Annotated in this window: 15 protein-coding genes and 7 tRNA genes; 14 read left to right on the top strand and 8 right to left on the bottom strand. The window is 61.1% G+C overall.

The annotated features are described in order from the left end of the window. Positions 1-154 precede the first annotated feature (154 nt). Entirely contained in the window at positions 155-445 is a 291-nt protein-coding gene (locus tag HWX44_RS02770) for a DUF4193 domain-containing protein (protein ID WP_046648179.1), read from the top strand. Between the two features lie 44 nt (positions 446-489). On the opposite strand, the gene HWX44_RS02765 is transcribed toward HWX44_RS02770, so the two are convergent. After that, a complete protein-coding gene (locus tag HWX44_RS02765) occupies positions 490-1026 on the bottom strand; it encodes a DUF3093 domain-containing protein (RefSeq protein WP_046648178.1) in 537 nt (178 codons plus the stop codon). Between the two features lie 124 nt (positions 1027-1150). Between HWX44_RS02765 and dut the strand changes: the two genes are divergently transcribed. The 5 genes from dut (at position 1151) to dxs (ending at position 6811) form a co-directional block, all read left to right on the top strand. Continuing rightward, positions 1151-1627 carry a dUTP diphosphatase gene (gene dut, locus HWX44_RS02760; RefSeq protein ID WP_175973081.1) on the top strand — a complete coding sequence of 159 codons (477 nt, stop codon included), beginning with the start codon at positions 1151-1153 and terminating at the stop codon, positions 1625-1627. A gap of 39 nt (positions 1628-1666) precedes the next feature. Beyond that, positions 1667-2584: a DUF3710 domain-containing protein gene (locus tag HWX44_RS02755; protein WP_175973079.1), complete on the top strand. Its 918-nt coding sequence runs from the start codon at positions 1667-1669 to the stop codon at positions 2582-2584. Between the two features lie 183 nt (positions 2585-2767). Then, the gene (locus tag HWX44_RS02750; RefSeq protein WP_175973254.1) at positions 2768-3466 is read left to right on the top strand and encodes a DUF3159 domain-containing protein; all 699 of its coding nucleotides are present in this window, start codon (positions 2768-2770) and stop codon (positions 3464-3466) included. Further along, entirely contained in the window at positions 3453-4769 is a 1317-nt protein-coding gene (locus tag HWX44_RS02745; protein ID WP_175973077.1) for a class I SAM-dependent RNA methyltransferase, read from the top strand. Before HWX44_RS02750 ends, HWX44_RS02745 begins: the two co-directional genes overlap by 14 nt. A gap of 113 nt (positions 4770-4882) precedes the next feature. Then, on the top strand, positions 4883-6811 hold the full coding sequence (dxs, locus tag HWX44_RS02740; RefSeq protein WP_070516982.1) for a 1-deoxy-D-xylulose-5-phosphate synthase: 1929 nt from the start codon (positions 4883-4885) through the stop codon (positions 6809-6811). Here dxs and HWX44_RS02735 read toward each other — a convergent pair. Together HWX44_RS02735 and HWX44_RS02730 are read right to left on the bottom strand one after the other, a co-directional pair. Next, on the bottom strand, positions 6792-8039 hold the full coding sequence (locus tag HWX44_RS02735; protein ID WP_046648172.1) for an HRDC domain-containing protein: 1248 nt from the start codon (positions 8037-8039) through the stop codon (positions 6792-6794). The two genes, dxs and HWX44_RS02735, sit on opposite strands and share 20 nt — an antisense overlap. 1 nt (position 8040) lies before the next feature. Then, on the bottom strand, positions 8041-8706 hold the full coding sequence (locus HWX44_RS02730; protein WP_175973075.1) for a DUF3000 domain-containing protein: 666 nt from the start codon (positions 8704-8706) through the stop codon (positions 8041-8043). A 125-nt stretch (positions 8707-8831) separates the two neighbouring features. Between HWX44_RS02730 and hemQ the strand changes: the two genes are divergently transcribed. Then, entirely contained in the window at positions 8832-9533 is a 702-nt protein-coding gene (hemQ, locus tag HWX44_RS02725) for a hydrogen peroxide-dependent heme synthase (RefSeq protein WP_046648171.1), read from the top strand. Positions 9534-9567: 34 nt separating this feature from the next. Here the strand turns inward: hemQ and msrB are convergent, their stop codons facing one another. From msrB to HWX44_RS02700, 5 genes are all read right to left on the bottom strand, one after another. Next, positions 9568-9981, bottom strand: a complete 414-nt coding sequence (msrB, locus tag HWX44_RS02720; RefSeq protein ID WP_070547092.1) for a peptide-methionine (R)-S-oxide reductase MsrB — start codon at positions 9979-9981, stop codon at positions 9568-9570. Beyond that, positions 9978-11174: a glycosyltransferase family 87 protein gene (locus tag HWX44_RS02715; RefSeq protein WP_175973073.1), complete on the bottom strand. Its 1197-nt coding sequence runs from the start codon at positions 11172-11174 to the stop codon at positions 9978-9980. Before HWX44_RS02715 ends, msrB begins: the two co-directional genes overlap by 4 nt. 11 nt (positions 11175-11185) lie before the next feature. Next, positions 11186-11836: a dihydrofolate reductase family protein gene (locus tag HWX44_RS02710; protein WP_144012932.1), complete on the bottom strand. Its 651-nt coding sequence runs from the start codon at positions 11834-11836 to the stop codon at positions 11186-11188. 57 nt (positions 11837-11893) lie between these two features. Beyond that, positions 11894-12781: a TDT family transporter gene (locus tag HWX44_RS02705; RefSeq protein WP_102234151.1), complete on the bottom strand. Its 888-nt coding sequence runs from the start codon at positions 12779-12781 to the stop codon at positions 11894-11896. 268 nt (positions 12782-13049) lie between these two features. After that, positions 13050-13124, bottom strand: a tRNA-Val gene (locus tag HWX44_RS02700). Positions 13125-13411: 287 nt separating this feature from the next. Here HWX44_RS02700 and HWX44_RS02695 point away from each other — a divergent pair. The 7 genes from HWX44_RS02695 to HWX44_RS02665 all read left to right on the top strand — a co-directional run bounded on the left by HWX44_RS02695 (position 13412) and on the right by HWX44_RS02665 (position 16449). Next, a tRNA-Gly gene (locus HWX44_RS02695) sits at positions 13412-13487 on the top strand. Positions 13488-13548: 61 nt separating this feature from the next. Next, positions 13549-13620: transfer RNA gene (locus HWX44_RS02690), tRNA-Val, on the top strand. Positions 13621-13658: 38 nt separating this feature from the next. Further along, positions 13659-13734 (top strand) — tRNA-Gly (locus HWX44_RS02685). A 31-nt stretch (positions 13735-13765) separates the two neighbouring features. Next, positions 13766-13836 (top strand) — tRNA-Cys (locus HWX44_RS02680). A gap of 31 nt (positions 13837-13867) precedes the next feature. After that, positions 13868-13939: transfer RNA gene (locus tag HWX44_RS02675), tRNA-Val, on the top strand. Positions 13940-13983: 44 nt separating this feature from the next. After that, a tRNA-Gly gene (locus HWX44_RS02670) sits at positions 13984-14056 on the top strand. Between the two features lie 410 nt (positions 14057-14466). Further along, positions 14467-16449 (top strand): vWA domain-containing protein, encoded by a 1983-nt coding sequence (locus HWX44_RS02665; protein WP_254868090.1) that lies wholly within the window; start codon positions 14467-14469, stop codon positions 16447-16449. Positions 16450-16588 lie beyond the last annotated feature (139 nt).

The raw sequence follows: 16588 nt of genomic DNA, 5'->3' as shown, positions 1-16588 counted from the left end.
AGGTCACAGGGGTGAAGGAGGCGTAATAGGGGGTAGGATAGTGCAGGGTTTGGTGCCCCCACGGCGGGGCGAGTGTGACACAGAGGCCAGTCTGGTTTAGGATGCCGTCGATAAATACACATACCTATCGATCTGACTCACAGGGGCAAGCATTATGGCCACGGATTATGACGCACCGCGTCGCCGCGCTGAAGACGACCTCGAGGCCGATTCCCTCGAGGGCCTGAAGGCGGCTGAAAACGACAACAATGGCATGGATGACGATGGAGAAATCGTCGAGGCCTTCGAACCGCCGTCAGTGGACCTGACCGGTGAAGAGCTCAACGTCACCGTCGTTCCGCGCAAAGAAAACGAGTTCACCTGCTCTGTATGTTTCTTGGTGCAGTCCAACAAGCGCCTTGACCATGAAGAGGACGGCGAGCCAGTCTGCATGGACTGCGCCTAACAGGCCAGTTTCACCGAGGCGTGGCTGAGGCCTTAATTCAAGCCTTAATTGCTGCGCCTTGTAGCTGCTGCGGCCTGCTCGGGGACAAAGGCTGCGAGGAGTTTTTCGGGGTTGGTGGATCCGATGAGCCAGTAGGGCGTTGGATCTTCGGGGTCATCGAGGACGAGCATGACGTGTTCGGGTACCCAGCCGTGTGTGACGAGGAAGGCAGCCGGATCGAGCTGTGGACCGAGCGCGTTGCGGCGTGCAGTGGCCGGCACCGCGGTACTGCGGGCGACAACATCGTTCGGCAGCTGCGCGTCCTTGACGGTGAGCCACCGTGTGCCGTCGGCATCCTGTTCCACCTGCACCACCGTGTTGGACCATGTCAGTAGGACCCACGCGGCGATGGCACTGAGCAGGATGGCGGGGACGATGACCCACATGATTCCACGGTTGAGGCTGACTGTGGCGGTGGAGATCGCTACAACAAAGGCCGCCATCAGCCACCAGTACCACGGCACCCATTGGCGCTCACGGTAGAGGATCACTGGGGAAGCGGCTGGTGCCGAGGGAGAAGCAGACGAAGAACTCGAAGTCATGACCTTCGAGTCTAGCCGTCGGGGAAGGGGAGAGCCCAACACGCAGAGTAGGCGCGGCTGCCAGGCCGACGCGGCTTCCGGCCCTGACGGTTGGGGATGGAGGGGACAAGGTAGGCTGGGCCGCGTGAATGAGCAACACCCTCTCGTAGATCCAGTTAGTCCCTTCGGCGACATTCAGGTCAAGCGCCTTGATAAGGAGCTTCCGATGCCGCATCGCGCTCACGGCGGCGATGCGGGCGCGGATCTCTACGCTGCTCACGACGTTATTTTGCGGCCCGGCGAGCGCGCTCTTGTCGGTACGGGCATTGCCCTTGCCCTGCCGATGGGCACGGTAGGCTTGGTCCACCCGCGCTCGGGCCTGGCGGCCAAGCACGGCATTTCCGTCGTGAATACCCCCGGCACCATTGACGCCGAGTATCGCGGTGAGATTAAAGTATGCCTCATTAATCACGACCCAGAGGAGACCTTTGAGGTCACGCGGGGAATGCGTATCGCGCAGTTGATTGTCCAACGCGTGGAGCTGGTGGGCTTCCAGGAAGTCGAGGAACTTGATGACACCGCTCGTGGCGACGGCGGGTATGGATCAACCGGCGTTAACTAAGTTCAACAAAGCAGACACGGAATGAGGAAGGCGTAAACAATGGCGATGTGGCCTTTTGGAAAAAAGAAGAAGAACTCTGCCGTCCACCAGGATGAGGCGGCTGCCGAGGCCGTGGCCGAGGACACCACCACAGTGAACCCGGCAGCGGAGAACGCAAATGACGGCGCCGCCGAGGCTGACCCCGAGCCAACCGCTGGTCTTGTCCGTGAGGATGAAGATGATGCTCAGGCTTCTCTAGCCGTGAAGGCGGTGGCTCACGATGCCATCAACGGCGACATGGGTCCTTACGATGGCGATAATGTCGACATCGCTGAGTTTAACTTTGAGGACTTCTCCGTAGGCCTGTTGGATCTGGGCTCACTGCGCATCCCGCTGCCGAAGGGCTCACAGGTCCAAGTGGAGATGGGTCAGGAAGGCCCGCGCATGCTCCACATTCTCACCCCACACGGCCGTATGACCCCAGTGGCCTTTGCCGCGCCGCGCACGCCGGGGCAGTGGGCGGAGTCTGCGGAGGACATCATCAAAGGCTTGGAAGCCGATGGTTTCGCTGCCCACCCGGAGGATGGCCCGTGGGGTTCTGAGATCGTTGGCAGCAGCGAGAAAGGCGGCATACGCATCATTGGTGTAGAGGGGCCGCGGTGGATGTACCGCCTGACCCTGGCCGCACCTGCCGGCAAGGAAGTGGAATTGGCGCAGCTAGGGCGCGAAGTCGTTGCCCGCACCTTTGTCTACCGCGGTGAGGATCCCATCCTGGCTGGCAGCTCCCTGCCTGTCACGCTTCCGCAGCAGCTGGCTGAGCAAGTTCAGCAGGCGCTGAAGGAGCGCCAGCAGCAGGCCGCGCAGGCAGACAGCGCGGATAGTGCAGCGGCAGCGGACACGGCCACGGATACAGAGAAGACCGCGGAGTCCCAGGCCCGCGAGCAGTTGCGCGACCTCGAAGACAACGAGAACAAGTAGCGCACTTCAGCCTGCCGGTCCAGACCCCTCCGGCACTACCGAAAAGGACCCCTTAAGCACGTGACCAGCCCTACTCCCGAAGAGCGCGAGCCTTACCGCACCCCGGCGTCTGCGCATGACCACGATAGCGCCGAGCGCGCTACTGAACCTGCCCCTGAGCCATCCTCGAATCCTGGCGCCGACATGGCGGCGGAACAAGAGACGGTGTCGACAGAAGCTGATCCGGAGCCGTCGTTGCTCGACCAGATGGGTGGGCTGACCGGGCTCGTGTCTGCGACCCTGCCCGTGCTGGTTCTCATTCCGGTCAACAACGTCTGGGGGTTGGGGCCGGCGCTTGTTGCGGCACTGGGCGTGGCGCTGGCTATCAGCCTGTGGCGCCTGGCCCGCAAGGAAACCCTGCAACCAGCCTTTTCTGGTCTGCTGGGCGTGGCCATCTGCGCCGGAATCGCGTGGTTTACCGGGGATGCCAAAGGCTATTTCCTCTACGGAATTTGGATGTCGCTCGTGCTGTTCATCGTCGCGGTCGTTTCCATTATTCTGCGCTGGCCGCTTGTCGGCGTGGTATGGAAAGGCCTCAACGGTGAGGACATGGGGTGGCGCACTGTGCCACGAGCACGACGCTCCTATGCCTATGCCACCGCCGGGTGGGCGACGGTGTTCATCGCCCGTTTTGCGGTGCAACGCGCGCTCTACGATGCCGATGCCACCACAACGCTTGGTATCGTCCGCATTCTCATGGGTTGGCCGTTAACGGGTATTGTCACCCTCCTCACTATCTGGATGGTGCGCCGCGCGAATGCCGCCGTGGAGGAAGCACAGGGCGGCGACACTACGTCGCAGGGCGGCGACAACTCTAAGGAGAAGATCCATGACCGCGACTGATCACAACTCTGCGAAAGATCAGAGCGCCGCTGCTGGAAGCCTGAGCAAAGGGCAGTCATTCGACACCACCATCGAACGTATGGGGCACGGCGGTGTCGGAATCGGGGCGGCCCCCGACGGACGCGTGTGCTTCGTCTCGGGTGCCTTCCCCGGCGACCATGTCACGGTGACTGCGACCAAGGTGAAGAAGTCCTTTGTGGAAGCCGCGCTGAGTTCCGTCGTACAACCTGGGCCCTACCGTGTCGAGTCTGTGTGCCCGGCCGCGCAGCGTGGCGCCGGCTGTTGTGACTTCGCTGAGCTCGATCCCGCGGCGGAGCCAGACATCAAGGTCGCAGTCTTGCTCGATCAGCTGCGCCGCGTGGCTCACATCGAGGATGCTCCCGACGTCGAGACCATCGATGTGGCACCGCATCGCGGGTGGCGTACGCGGGTGCGGTTGGGCGTCGACAAGCAGGGCCGTGCTGGTCTGCGCAAGCGTGGCTCCACGGAGCTCGTCACCGACGTTGCGTGCAGCCAGCTGATTCCGGGGCTCGTCGACGGCCTAGTGGGGCCTGATGCCCGTACCTTTAATCCAGGTGCAGAGGTAATCGCGGTCATGGATAGCGACGGCAATAGGCACGTCGTGGAAACCCGGAAGGCGCCGCGGGGGCGGCGAATCGAGACCATTCGAGAGGTCATCGAGGCGCCAACTGAGAATGTGGTGCAGCGTGCTGACGGCCACGAGTTCCGCTTCCCGCCCACCGCTTTTTGGCAGGCGCACGTCGGAGCACCGGACGTTTACACCAGCCTTGCACGCGAGTGGCTCGGCGCAGAAGGCCACGGGAACGGCGGTGAACCTGAGGCAGCGGACGAGCCCGCTGTACATGCAGTGGCCTGGGATCTGTATGGCGGCGTTGGGCTGTTCGTTCCCGCGCTCGCAGATGTCACCACACCCCAGGGCGGGCACACGGCCGTGTATTCCGTCGATTATTCGCCCGCAGCAGCGGCGCCGCAGCCGGGGCTCGCAGGCATTGACGTGCACTTCCGCACCGCCAAGGTGGAGCAGGTGGCCAGCCAGCTTCCGCAGCCGGCGTCGGTGATTTTGGATCCGCCGCGTACCGGTGCTGGCAACGACGTGGTGGCCGCTGTCGCCGCGGCAAAGCCGCAACGCATCCTGCATATCGGTTGCGATCCCGCTACGTTCGCCCGGGACTTGGCTGCTTGGTCGGAGCATGGTTACCGCGCGAAGCGCCTCGCCATGGTGAATGCTTTCCCCGGAACGCATCACTTTGAAACCCTGGCACTCCTGGTTCCACTGGCCTAGGGCGCACAGGGGGCGCCGCGGGAGTGGTCGGGCAATGATTGACGCGTCACGCGTGTCAACGGGTACGGTGGTAAAGAAGAAAACGATCGATGAAGGGGTTTAAGGCAAGCTCTATGGGCATTCTGGATTCCATTCAATCACCAGGCGATCTTAAAGCCCTGAGCAAGACGCAACTGGTTGAGCTCGCGGCGGAAATCCGTCAGCGCCTTATTGAGAAGGTGTCCGCTACAGGCGGCCACCTAGGCCCTAACCTGGGCGTCGTGGAGCTCACGGTGGCGATCCATCGCGTCTTCGATTCCCCGCGCGATCCCATCGTCTTCGACACGTCACACCAGTCCTACGTGCACAAAATGCTCACGGGCCGCGCCTCCCAATTCGATACTCTGCGTCAGAAGGGCGGTTTGTCCGGCTACACGGATCGCGCAGAGTCAGAACACGATTGGACCGAATCCTCGCACGCCTCGGCAGCGCTATCCACGGTGGACGGGCTCTCCAAGGCTTTCAAGATTCGGGGTGAATCCCACCGCAATGCCGTGGCGGTCGTGGGCGATGGCGCCCTTACCGGCGGCATGTGCTGGGAAGCCCTCAACAACATTTCTGCCGACAAGGACCGCAACGTTGTCATCATCGTTAATGACAATGGGCGTTCCTATTCGCCGACGATCGGTGGCCTCTCAGAGAATCTGGGGCGCATTCGTGCGCAGCACGGATACGACGAGTTCATGGCGCTGGGCAAGAAGCGCCTCAAGTCCATGGGTTGGGTAGGCGAGCGCACCTTTGATGCATTGCACGCGGTCAAGGAGGGTGTGAAGTCGACCGTCATGCCCACGGAGATGTTCCCGGAGCTGGGCATCAAGTACATTGGCCCGATTAACGGCCACGACATTGAGGCAGTTGTGCGGGCGCTGAGCTACGCCCGCGACTATGACGGTCCCATCATCGTGCACACGGTCACCGAGAAGGGGCATGGCTTTGCTCCTGCGGTCAACGAGCCGAAGGACCAGATGCACTCCACCGGCGCCATCGACCCGGTCACCGGTGTATCTAAGGGACAGAAGCAACCGGGGTGGACCGCGGCGTTCTCGGAAGAATTGATCAAGGCGGGCCACGCCCGCGAGGACATCGTTGCCATTACTGCCGCCATGGCTGGGCCGACGGGGCTAACCCCCTTCCAAGAGGAGTTCCCGGAGCGCTTTTTTGATGTCGGCATCGCTGAGCAGCATGCCATGGCTTCTGCATCCGGTCTGGCGCTGGCCGGGATGCACCCGGTGGTGGCGGTGTACTCTACGTTCCTCAACCGTGCGGTGGACCAAGTCATCATGGACATTGCGCTGCTCAAGCTGCCAGTGACCATTGTCCTCGACCGCGCCGGTGTCACGGGCTCTGATGGCGCTTCACACAACGGTGTGTGGGATATGGCGCTCATGAGCATCGTCCCCGGCATGCGCATCGCCGCCCCGCGCGATGGTGCCCGCCTGCGGGAACTCTTTAACGAAGCCATCGCAATCGAGGATGGCCCGACCGTGGTGCGCTTCCCCAAGGGCAACCTCCTTGATGACCGCGACGAACTCAAGCGGCTCGATGACGGGGTAGACATCCTGAGCTATTCCGATGCTGCTGCCGCTACGGAGGAGGCTACTGATGTGCTTATCGTCGCCATCGGTGCCATGAGCGCGCGTTCCCTGGGTGCAGCTGAGCTGCTCGAAGCCCAAGGCTTCAACGTGACCGTCGTGGACCCGCGCTGGCCGGTACCGGTACCGCAATCCATCATCGCGTTGGCGGCCGATCACGATCTCGTGGTGACGGTGGAGGATGGCATCCTGCGGGGCGGTGTGGGGTCCATGGTGGCCGAGGCCCTCGACGCCGCCGATGTGGACACTCCAGTACACAGGCTCGGCGTACCCGGCTGCTTCCCCAAGCATGCCAGCCGTGGAGAAATCCTCGAGGACTTTGGCTTGACCCCGGAAGGCATTGCGAACTCAGTGCGTGAGTGGGTAGCTGCACGCGATGCTGAGGAGTCTGCTAAGAGCGCGGGGGAGTAGGGCGCATCCGGGCTAACCCGCGCTGCAGGAGCGGCGTGGCCAGCTCGACTTGCCAGTCGCGCGCGCCCTGGGAGCGCAGGAAATCGGGGATATCGGCATCTTCCGCGATCTCCCCCGCGACGCCGCCTTCTGGCCCGAACGCTGCCCACACCGCTGTACGTATCAGACTGGGTTTGAGGATCAGCTCGTAGCTCATGCGCAGTTCGTCACCGAGGTCCTCGAAGTCATGGCGGATCTCGCAGTAGAGCTGCCACAGCTCGGGAAAATCCCGGTTAAATACTGATTTGGAGGGCACCGGGCGGGGGCTGCGCAGTGGCTTTGGCCACTCCTGGCGCGGGCTGTCCAGCGCAGTCGTGACGGCATCGAGCCAGCGCAACGTAGCCCCACCGCGGCGGCGGGGGAACCCTTTAATCTGATTGATGTCGTGCGGGGTGCGAGGCACGCGGCGCGCTATGTCCACGAGCACGCGGTGCGGCAGCACCCGGTTGGGGGCGATGTCCTGGGAACGTGCGATGGATTCACGGCGTTGCCACAACTCGCGAGCCACGGCGAGCTGTTCGCGTGTGCGTAGCGAAGACACACCTTTCAGCTCCCGCCATGTTCGAGGCTCAGGGCCGGTAATCCCGGCGTGCTCGTCGACGATCCGGTCGAATTCTTCAAAGGCCCAGTCGAGTTTGTCTTCTTCCGCAAGGATGTCGCGCAACGTCACAGCAAGCTCGTTGAGCAGCTCCACGTCGAGCGCCGCGTAGTTGCGCCATGTCCGGGGAATGGGGGTTTGGGACCAATCGGAATCCCCGTAACCTTTTTCCAGTTCGACGTCGAACAGCTCCAGCACCATCGCCCCCAGGTTGGGATGTGCAAAACCGGCGAAGCGGGCGGCGAGTTCGGTATCGAACAGCGTTCCGGGGTGTAGCCCCAGCCAGGCCAGACAGGGAAGATCAGAAGGGGCGGCGTGGACTACCCAGTCCTGGCCGTTGAGCACCGGCGCTAGCGCGGAACTCAGTTCATGCCGACGATTCTCCGGGGCAAACAAAAGCGTGCCTGCGCCTTCCCGGCGAATTTGCACTAGAAAGGCGCGGTCATCGAAGCGGTAGGCCGACGCGCGTTCGGTATCAATGGCGAAGGGTCCAGTCCCCGCGGCCAGGCGCGCGGCACCCGCCTGGAACTCACGGGGAGAAAGCAGGACTTTTGGCGTGCCGTCGACGGGGACCTGGCGCAGTTCGCTCATGTTAGCGCCCGAGCTCGGTGACGCCCTCGGGCGGCAGGCCTGCGACGAGAGAAAGCACCTGTGCAAAAGCCTCGACGTGTGGGGCAAGATCCAGGTCGGCTGCAGTCCAGGACGCGCGCATTTCCAACTGATAGGCGCGCGGAGGGCCTCCGATCTCGCCGAAGCGCACCGAAGCAGTCGAGGTGACAGTACCTCCGAGGTTGGTGTGTGTTGCCTCGCGCACGTCGAGGGATTCGGTGAGCCACTCCCAGGCGACGTCGGGAAGCAGCGGGTCCCCGGCTACGGCATCCTCCAAGTCTGCCTGGATGTAGGCCACCAGGCGCATCGCACCTTCCCAGGCTTCCTCAGCGCCTGGGTCGTGCAACAGGATAAGGCGGCCGAAGGCATCACCCTCAGAGTCGGTGGGGATAGCTTCCTCCTGCTCGTGACGCTCAACCTCCAGGCCAATGGCATGGCTGAACGGGGCCAGTCGCTGCGGGGGTCGGATGGTGCCCAAGGTGATTTCTGGGCGCAGCTGCGCAGCGTGGAGGGACTCGACGGCCTCCGTGAAGGCAGCCGGAGTGCTCGGTTCTGCGGGGCGCGATTCGGCGGGAGAGGCGGCGGCGCGATCGTGCAGGTTGGTCGGTGCCCCTGCAAGGTTGCGCGAAGAAACGTCGGAATTGCTCACGGGGATCAAGGTATAAGCTCCGCCCGTGTGGCGGTGGAAGGCGCGCCGAAAGGCTAGTGGCGCGCGAGGGCGTCTCCAACTTATGATGGATAAGAAACTTTGTCGGTTGAAAAAAGGAGAGAGGCATGTCGAAGGTCAACTTCGCCGAGCTCAACAAGGTCCAGCGCTACTCGCAGCACGCGGTGTTCCAGGTCATCCCGGGGGCGCTGGGCACTGAGCGCGAGGAGATCGTAGCGCAGGCGCAGAAGTTCTTCTCTGAGCTCGAGGAAGCAGGCGTGGTTACCGTGCGCGGTATCTACGATCTGTCCGGAATGCGGGAGAGCGCTGACTTCATGATCTGGTGGCACGCTGAGGAATTCGCCGACATCCAGAAGGCCTTCGCGGACTTCCGCCGCGAGACCGTCCTGGGCCAGGTCTCCGAGGTGACCTGGGTGGGCAATGCACTGCACCGCCCGGCGGAGTTCAACAAGTCCCACCTGCCGTCCTTCATCATGGGCGAGGAGCCCGGTGAGTGGATTTCCGTCTACCCCTTCGTGCGCTCTTACGACTGGTACACCATGGACGAGGAAAAGCGCCGCCGCATCCTCATGGAGCACGGCATGCAGGCGCGTGATTATCCGGACGTGCGCGCGAACACCGTGCCGGCCTTCGCGCTGGGTGACTACGAGTGGATCCTGGCCTTTGAGGCCCCGGAGCTGCACCGCATCGTGGATCTGATGTACCTCATGCGCTACACCGAGGCGCGCCACCACGTGCGCGAGGAGATTCCCTTCCACACCGGTCGCCGCGTGAAGGATGTGGCTGAGCTCATCGCGATTTTGCCTTAAAGGGTCGTTATAGCGCCGGAAGCCGGTTGAGGGTTTAGTCCTCGACCGGCTTTTCTTCTAGGTTGAGGCAGATGGAATTGATGCAGTAGCGCAGGTCCGTCGGCGTATCGTATCCCTCGCCTTCGAAGACGTGGCCTAGGTGGGACTCGCAGTTGGCGCACAGCACTTCAATGCGGCGCATGCCCAGTGAATTGTCCTCGCGCTCAATGACGGCGTTGCCAGCCAAAGGGGAGAAGAAGGACGGCCATCCGCAGTGCGATTCAAACTTTTCCGTGGAGCGGAAGAGCTCGGCGCCGCAGGCTCGGCAGGAGTACACGCCTTCGGTGGTGGTGTTGGTGTATTCGCCGACGTGCGGTGCCTCGGTGCCGGCCTCGCGCAGGACGTGGTACTCCTCAGGGCTCAGGCGCTGGCGCCATTCGGTATCGGCAATGAGCTTGAAATCAGTCATGCGGGAATCTTATCGCTCGACTGAGCTTGCCGGCTAGCCCCTCGTTCCGCGCTCCACCAGCCGGCCACGGAGGCAGCGGTCACGACGATGAGCAGGCCCCACCCGATGGTGGCGATGAAGACGCTCATCCAGTGTGCGGCGGTGGGCATGCTTGTCGACGTCCACTCGAGCGGCGCCAAGAATAAAAATGCGGCCAACCATGCTCCCCACGTGTGGAAGACCGAGCGTCCGAGCATCACCGTAAACAGCATGGGGATAAGCCACATGGAGTAGTACTGCTGACCCAGGGAGGAAAGGAAGAAGATGCCGACCATGATGGCACCACTTGTGCTCAGTGCCCAGAAGGTGGGCTCGCTGTCGCGCCAGCGCAGCAGGCCGAGGATCGCCACTGCGGCTAGCGCCGCGAAAAGGATCCAGATGGGGTAGTAGATGATGCCGGGGAGATCGAAGTAAGCGCGCACGCCCGGCCACGAGGCGTTGGCATAATCGCGCGTGGTGGACAGGTAAGGAAGAAGGTTGGCGCGGAAGCCCTCCACGCCGGGGACGAACGGCCAGGCTGCAAGGTTGGCTACCAGCGGTACAGCTACACCCAGACCTAAGGTGAGCCAGCGTTTGCGCACCAAGGCGAGGAAGAGCAGCGGGGCAAACTGTGGCTTGACCAGAATTGCCAGACCGATGCACAGCCCGGCGGCCCATCCGTGCTTGTCCAACAAGACCAGAAACGCCACCATCGCGAGCAGCAACAAGCCATTGATGTTGGTAAAGACCAACGTGTTGATGACTGATTCGGTAGCGAAGGCAGCGGCGATGCTCACCGGTAACAGCGGGCCCCGCAGGCTGTGACCTACGAAGCGGGTCAGCAGAGCCAAGGCAGCGACGATGGCAGCGGCGTTGGCCAGAATGAAGGCGATGCGCGCGTGTTCCTCAGACACGAGTCCTAAGGGAGACAGCAGGACGGTGGCCCCTGGGTTATACAGGTAGAGCGGTTCCACGAAGGAATAGTTCTGTTCATAAACCGGGTTGCCTTCCCACAACCTCCGGATCGCGCGGTAGACGGTGCCGAAGTCATCAGTCACCGAGCCGTTAACAGCGAGCACGAACACGCGGTGAAGGACTAAGACGATGGCGGCGGGCCACGCGGCGGCCGTCCACAGTCGCGCGGAAGCTGGGAATGAGGGAGCCGGAGAAGTCACGGCAGCAAAGTTTACGGGGTTTGTGCGCGCCGGTAGCGCAGAAACACCGTGCTGTCGACGGTGTCGACGTTCTCCAGCTCGAGCTTGAGCGCGGGGGAGGTGGCCTCGCCGTCGACGACGGGCTTTTCGACGGAAGGGGAAAGGTGCGGATCGAGCGTCAGATAAAGCTGGTCGACGAGGCCTTCTGCGATAAAGGCGGAATAAACGGATGGGCCACCTTCGCAACTGATGCGGCGCGCGCCTAGAGCGTGAAGAGCTGAAACAGCCTCGCTCATGGTTCCGGTACCTGTGCTGATGACTTCGGCGCCGGCGTCGGCCAAGCGCTGTGCCTCGGGCGAAGACGCGCGCTCTGCCGGGGTAAGCACGATGGGGCCTGCTGCAATGAAATCCTCGAAACCGGCAAAATCGAGGGAGTGGCTAAGCACGGCGAGGCGCGTGCTTGTCGACGGCCCATATTCCTCCGCCTTCACCGTGGCTGAGCCGACGACGGCAATATCGGACCACTCGCGTAAAGCCGCCAAGAGCTCGGCGTCAGTGTCGTTACCCATGGGACCGGAAGTGCCATCGATGGTGGCGGAGCCGTGGAGCGTACTCACCGCAATCAAGCGGATTCCTTCTCGGTCTGGCCCCAGTAGGCGTTCTATCAGCGCAGTGTCACTCATGGCGCCCCACGGTACCGCAAAGGGTGGCTACTGCCTGGGGAAGTGGATCTCATGCCATTAGGCGCGCTGGAGCCGCCATGTGCCGAAGCGCAGCGCGCAGGCTCCCCAATGGAGCAATAAGAGCACCAAGAGAACGAAGGACAACCGGTGCCAGCCTTCATTCCATGAACCTAGGCACAGTGTTCCGACCGGGAAGGTCGAGCCCCACCAGCCGGGGCTGTAGGGAGTCCACTCGAAGACCGCTCGGTAGAAGCAGTACATTGCGAATGCGACGCAGGGTGCTCCAATGATGAACATGATGATGCCGTAGAGGTGGGCGTCAAAAAGCAGTGTCGAGGCTGCCGTTGACTGTCCAACCACGCCGAGCGGGATCCACGCTGTACCTGCAGCTGCCCCGCGCGGCCTTTCTCGGCGTTGTACAAGGGACCAGTAACAGTAGGCGAATAGTGGAATTGCGGTGATGAACGTGAGGAAGAAGCATAGCTCGCCGGCAAAGTGGTAGAACTGCCCGTGGTTCATAGCCAACTGACCTGCGGAGGTCGCCGCCACCATGGGAGAAACAAGTGCCAGGCCCCAAGGAAAAGCGGGCTTGTCGTAGAGGTGCGGCTGCTTGAACAACCCCCATAGCTGCCACAAACAGACCACCACCGATAGCGGTGCACCAATCCACCAACTTGCCAACTGGAAGGCATTGCTTCCAGTCAACGCGGTCCATGCCGAGCCGCACGCCAGCAGCCCCATCGTGTACATGCCCCACGCCGCCATGTTCTGGTGCCGGGGAGGCTCATTCTTCGTCCCCGCGGTAAAAATCACCAGCAGCACCGCTGCGATAAAAGCGAAGACGAACTGCGCTACGCCTAAACCATGCAACCCCGACAAAGTCGATGCAATCGAGGTACCCATCAAGGCACCGGCCCAGGCCGGGCCACACTTTGGCAACCGCACAAAATCACCCTATTCCTGCACTTGTTGCTATCGAACCCTTATGGAGCAATCGGATAAGTGTGCGAGGGGGACAGGTTCAATGTCATGCAGTCTTGTGTAACCGTGCCGTGTCCCCAACGCGTTGAGGTTTTCGTCTAGCCCTTGTGGCCAAGATGAGGCACAATGAGAAAACGCCCCGCGAGAAACCATGAATGTAGATTTATAATCCATATAGTATCCACGCGAAGGCTTGTACCTCATGCCGGAGGTCTCTGACCTGCAGTTATGATGGTGGTTCTAGCTGGGATTGAACCAGCGACCTTTCCGGTGTGAACGGAACGCTCTCCCACTGAGCTATAGAACCTCGGTGCAGCACTTAAGGTACACCGCGCGTGTGGTAACCCCCTAATCGTCCAGCTCAAACGCGCTTTAAACTGTCTGTGTGGGTGTTAGTGTCGTGGTGGGGTCGGTCCAGGGCTTCCTGTTGCCATCGCTGCCGCTCGCTGTAACCGCAGTCTCAATCACACTGATGTAATCCGCAGGCTTTGGGGAGTCTGGGGATTAGTGCCGTGGGCTGCGGATTTGGAAACTACGGCGGCGCACGATAAAGTTTCTTCTCGCACCACGGCATACCGGCCGGGAACGTGCAATGCGGATGTAGCGCAGTTGGTAGCGCATCACCTTGCCAAGGTGAGGGTCGCGAGTTCGAGTCTCGTCATCCGCTCCAAGACCTTCTTGACGCCAAACTTTTTGGCATAAGTGAGTGGAGGGTCTTGATAAATACATATGCGCGATTAGCTCAGTGGGAGAGCGCTTCCCTGACACGGAAGAGGTCACTGGTTCAATCCCAGTATCGCGCACAAGGACTTTGTCCTAGAAACCGGGCCTGGTTTCGAATGCGGATGTAGCGCAGTTGGTAGCGCATCACCTTGCCAAGGTGAGGGTCGCGAGTTCGAGTCTCGTCATCCGCTCCAGCACATGTAGTGTGTGAGGCGGTATCGCCACGGTGGAATGGCCGAGTGGTGAGGCAACGGTCTGCAAAACCGTGCACACGGGTTCGATTCCCGTTTCCACCTCAAATGCTGGCGCCCAAACAGGGCGCTGCGAGCGCGTTTAGCTCAGCGGGAGAGCGCTTCCCTGACACGGAAGAGGTCACTGGTTCAATCCCAGTATCGCGCACAAGGAGTTCCTTGCGGGCTCCGTGGCAAGCTCCGGCTTGCCACGCGGATGTAGCGCAGTTGGTAGCGCATCACCTTGCCAAGGTGAGGGTCGCGAGTTCGAGTCTCGTCATCCGCTCCGGCGAAAGTGTCCCTCCATGACGGAGGGGCACTTTTTCAATTTCTTCGCCCTTGCGTTTGGGGGTAAGGTTTTGCCTGGGTTCGGGGTCATTCACGGTAGATAGTGGCACAAAATCGCAGATTTTTGAGGCCTTGTTTACCGTGAGCGCTCAGGTTGGATAAGTTTGCCCGGGAGGTTGCCTGGGAGATGTCCAGGTTTGAGGTGGGGGCGTGTTGGAAGGGGACTTTTCCCCGTCGGTGGCCGAGCTTTTCGCCAGCCATTTATGATGTTTCTCACAGACTTGTCATCTCAAAGAAATGGACATCATGAGAGCATTCGCCCCGTTTTTGCCTTCCAGGCAGAGCGCAGTACGCACCTTTTTCGCCGTTTTCGCCGTTGCGCTTCTCGCATTTCTTAGCGCGATAGCCGTGCCAGCGTTTGCACAGAATCCCACGGGCGTCACGCGCAGTGAAGAGCCTGGGTCCGCTCCCACGGCTGACTCCGAGTCTGCACCGAGTGGAGATTCAGCAGAGGCACAGAGCGGTGCGACGATGCTTGTGCTCGACTCTTCGGGCTCTATGAATGTCCAGGATGCTGGCGGGCAGACCCGCCTTGATGCCGCGAAGGACGCAACGAAGAACTTCGTCTCCGAACTCGGCGGCACCATCCCGTTGGGACTCGTCACGTATGGTGGCACGGTCGACGAAGCCCCTGAGAATCAGGAAGCCGGATGCCGTGATATCCACGTGGTGAGTGGGCCTAAGGAGGACGTGGGGGATTCTTTCACTGGGCCAATCGATGACCTTCAAGCTAAGGGGTATACCCCGATTGGTGATTCCCTGAAGAAGGCCGCCGAGGAGTTGGGCGGTCAGCACGGAACGATCGTCCTTGTATCGGATGGGATTGATACCTGTGCGCCGCCGCCAGTATGTGAAGTAGCCAAAGAGCTTCACGAGCAGGGCGTTGATCTCGTCATCAACACCATTGGCTTCAATGTTGACGAGGAAGCCCGCAAGGAGCTTTCCTGCATTGCAGATGCCGCAGGCGGCGAGTATCTCGATGCCGGGGATGCAGATTCCCTGGCAGCGATGATTAAGAAGGCCGCCGGACGCGCTGCGGACATCTACCAATCCGATGTCAAACAGATTGAAGGCAGCGAAGATATCAGTCAACCAACGCCGCTTCCACGCTGGGAGTCTGGCGAGGACTTCATCTTCCGTGCTGAGTTGGATGCCCCGCCGAACGGCGGCGAAGACTCCCGCAAGGATTTTCACGCTGAGTCGTGGTCCATTCCCGTCAAACCAGGGGAGCGCTATGTGGCGACGATATACAAGACCCTCGAAGGTTCAGTAGGAACACCGAACGACCTGTATTTGAAGACATTTTTCGGCGATGGTACAGAACCGCCAACCGGTACGCATGGTGGCGACGAAGGCGCAGATGATTGCACAGCTGACTGGGACAGTGCGGACACCGGCTCTGTATCTGAGGCCTTGCCAAACACTAGCGCGTATACCTACGAAATCGGTTCCAAGAATTGCCAGGGCGACTTAGTCTTGACGGCGATGCGCGCAGGCCAGTACAAGGCCGATGAACCATTAGACGTGGAGATCCTGCTTCACCGTGTTGACCCAGTATCCAACATCGACGAGCTTGTAAGTGGTCTTAGCAGCGAGCTGGACGGCGAACTCCATGCCAACGCCAACGGTGCCGACCAGATGGCTCCCGGAAACTGGTTTGACAGTGCTGCGGAGCTTCACAGCGGCCAGACCATCGAAACTGACATTGTTCAGGGCGAAGCGCACGTTTACAAGGTCCCCATGCAGGAAGGTCAGCAGCTGGCTGCCGCAATCAAAGCTGGAGAGGTTTCGGACAAGCGGGCTCTCCAGTACTCAGGCCTTGACGTGACTATCCTCAATCCGGTCCGAGAGAAAGCTGGGGAGCATGAATTTTTGATCTGGCCTGGTGAGGGGGATGAGGGATCGGCTTCGGCAGCAAGTCCTATCGCTTTCACCAACCGCTTCAGCTCCGATGCGGCATCCTCTTATGGCAACGCGAACTGGTTGGAGGGTGACTACTACATCGTGGTGACGCTGGATGCAGGTAAGGGGAATGACCTAGGGGAGAGCGAAGGAAATCTCACTGACAAGCGTGCCACCATGAAGTATTACCTCACGTCCAAGGTATTGGGGGATCCAATTCAAGGGCCCATCTATGAGCCTGTCAAGGACGAGACTGAGGCACCGAAGAGTGATAGTGACGAAGGAAATGTGGACCAAGCAGCAAGCGCCGACGAGGATAAAGGCTTGGGTCTTGGCACCCTAGGTTTTCTCTTGGCCGCAGCCTTGGGCATCATTGCGCTTGCCGTCATCATCTTGGTGGTCATCCTTCTTCGTGGCCGCAGCCGCTAGCGCTACCTGCGGGAACTGCGGCAGAATCCACGCTTGAGTAGGCATAGGGAACTTTTCTGTCGCGTGCAACGACTACTTGATAACCCCACGCACTCCACGTGGGGTTAAGGATTGGCTAGGAGATCCCTCCCAGCGATAG

Origin of the sequence: Corynebacterium sp. Marseille-Q2823, from assembly GCF_903645345.1 — a bacterium.
Lineage (GTDB): Bacteria > Actinomycetota > Actinomycetes > Mycobacteriales > Mycobacteriaceae > Corynebacterium > Corynebacterium hiratae.
The sequence above is the reverse complement of the archived record's forward strand: the minus strand, read 5'-3'. Positions and strand labels throughout refer to the sequence as shown.

Coding starts and splice junctions, on each gene's coding strand:
- HWX44_RS02710 (WP_144012932.1), bottom strand. CDS start 11,836: ATGAGTGACACTGCGCTGATAGAACGCCTACTGGGGCCAGACCGAGAA.
- HWX44_RS02765 (WP_046648178.1), bottom strand. CDS start 1,026: ATGACTTCGAGTTCTTCGTCTGCTTCTCCCTCGGCACCAGCCGCTTCC.
- dxs (WP_070516982.1), top strand. CDS start 4,883: ATGGGCATTCTGGATTCCATTCAATCACCAGGCGATCTTAAAGCCCTG.
- HWX44_RS02770 (WP_046648179.1), top strand. CDS start 155: ATGGCCACGGATTATGACGCACCGCGTCGCCGCGCTGAAGACGACCTC.
- msrB (WP_070547092.1), bottom strand. CDS start 9,981: ATGACTGATTTCAAGCTCATTGCCGATACCGAATGGCGCCAGCGCCTG.
- HWX44_RS02735 (WP_046648172.1), bottom strand. CDS start 8,039: ATGAGCGAACTGCGCCAGGTCCCCGTCGACGGCACGCCAAAAGTCCTG.
- hemQ (WP_046648171.1), top strand. CDS start 8,832: ATGTCGAAGGTCAACTTCGCCGAGCTCAACAAGGTCCAGCGCTACTCG.
- HWX44_RS02745 (WP_175973077.1), top strand. CDS start 3,453: ATGACCGCGACTGATCACAACTCTGCGAAAGATCAGAGCGCCGCTGCT.
- HWX44_RS02750 (WP_175973254.1), top strand. CDS start 2,768: ATGGCGGCGGAACAAGAGACGGTGTCGACAGAAGCTGATCCGGAGCCG.
- HWX44_RS02755 (WP_175973079.1), top strand. CDS start 1,667: ATGGCGATGTGGCCTTTTGGAAAAAAGAAGAAGAACTCTGCCGTCCAC.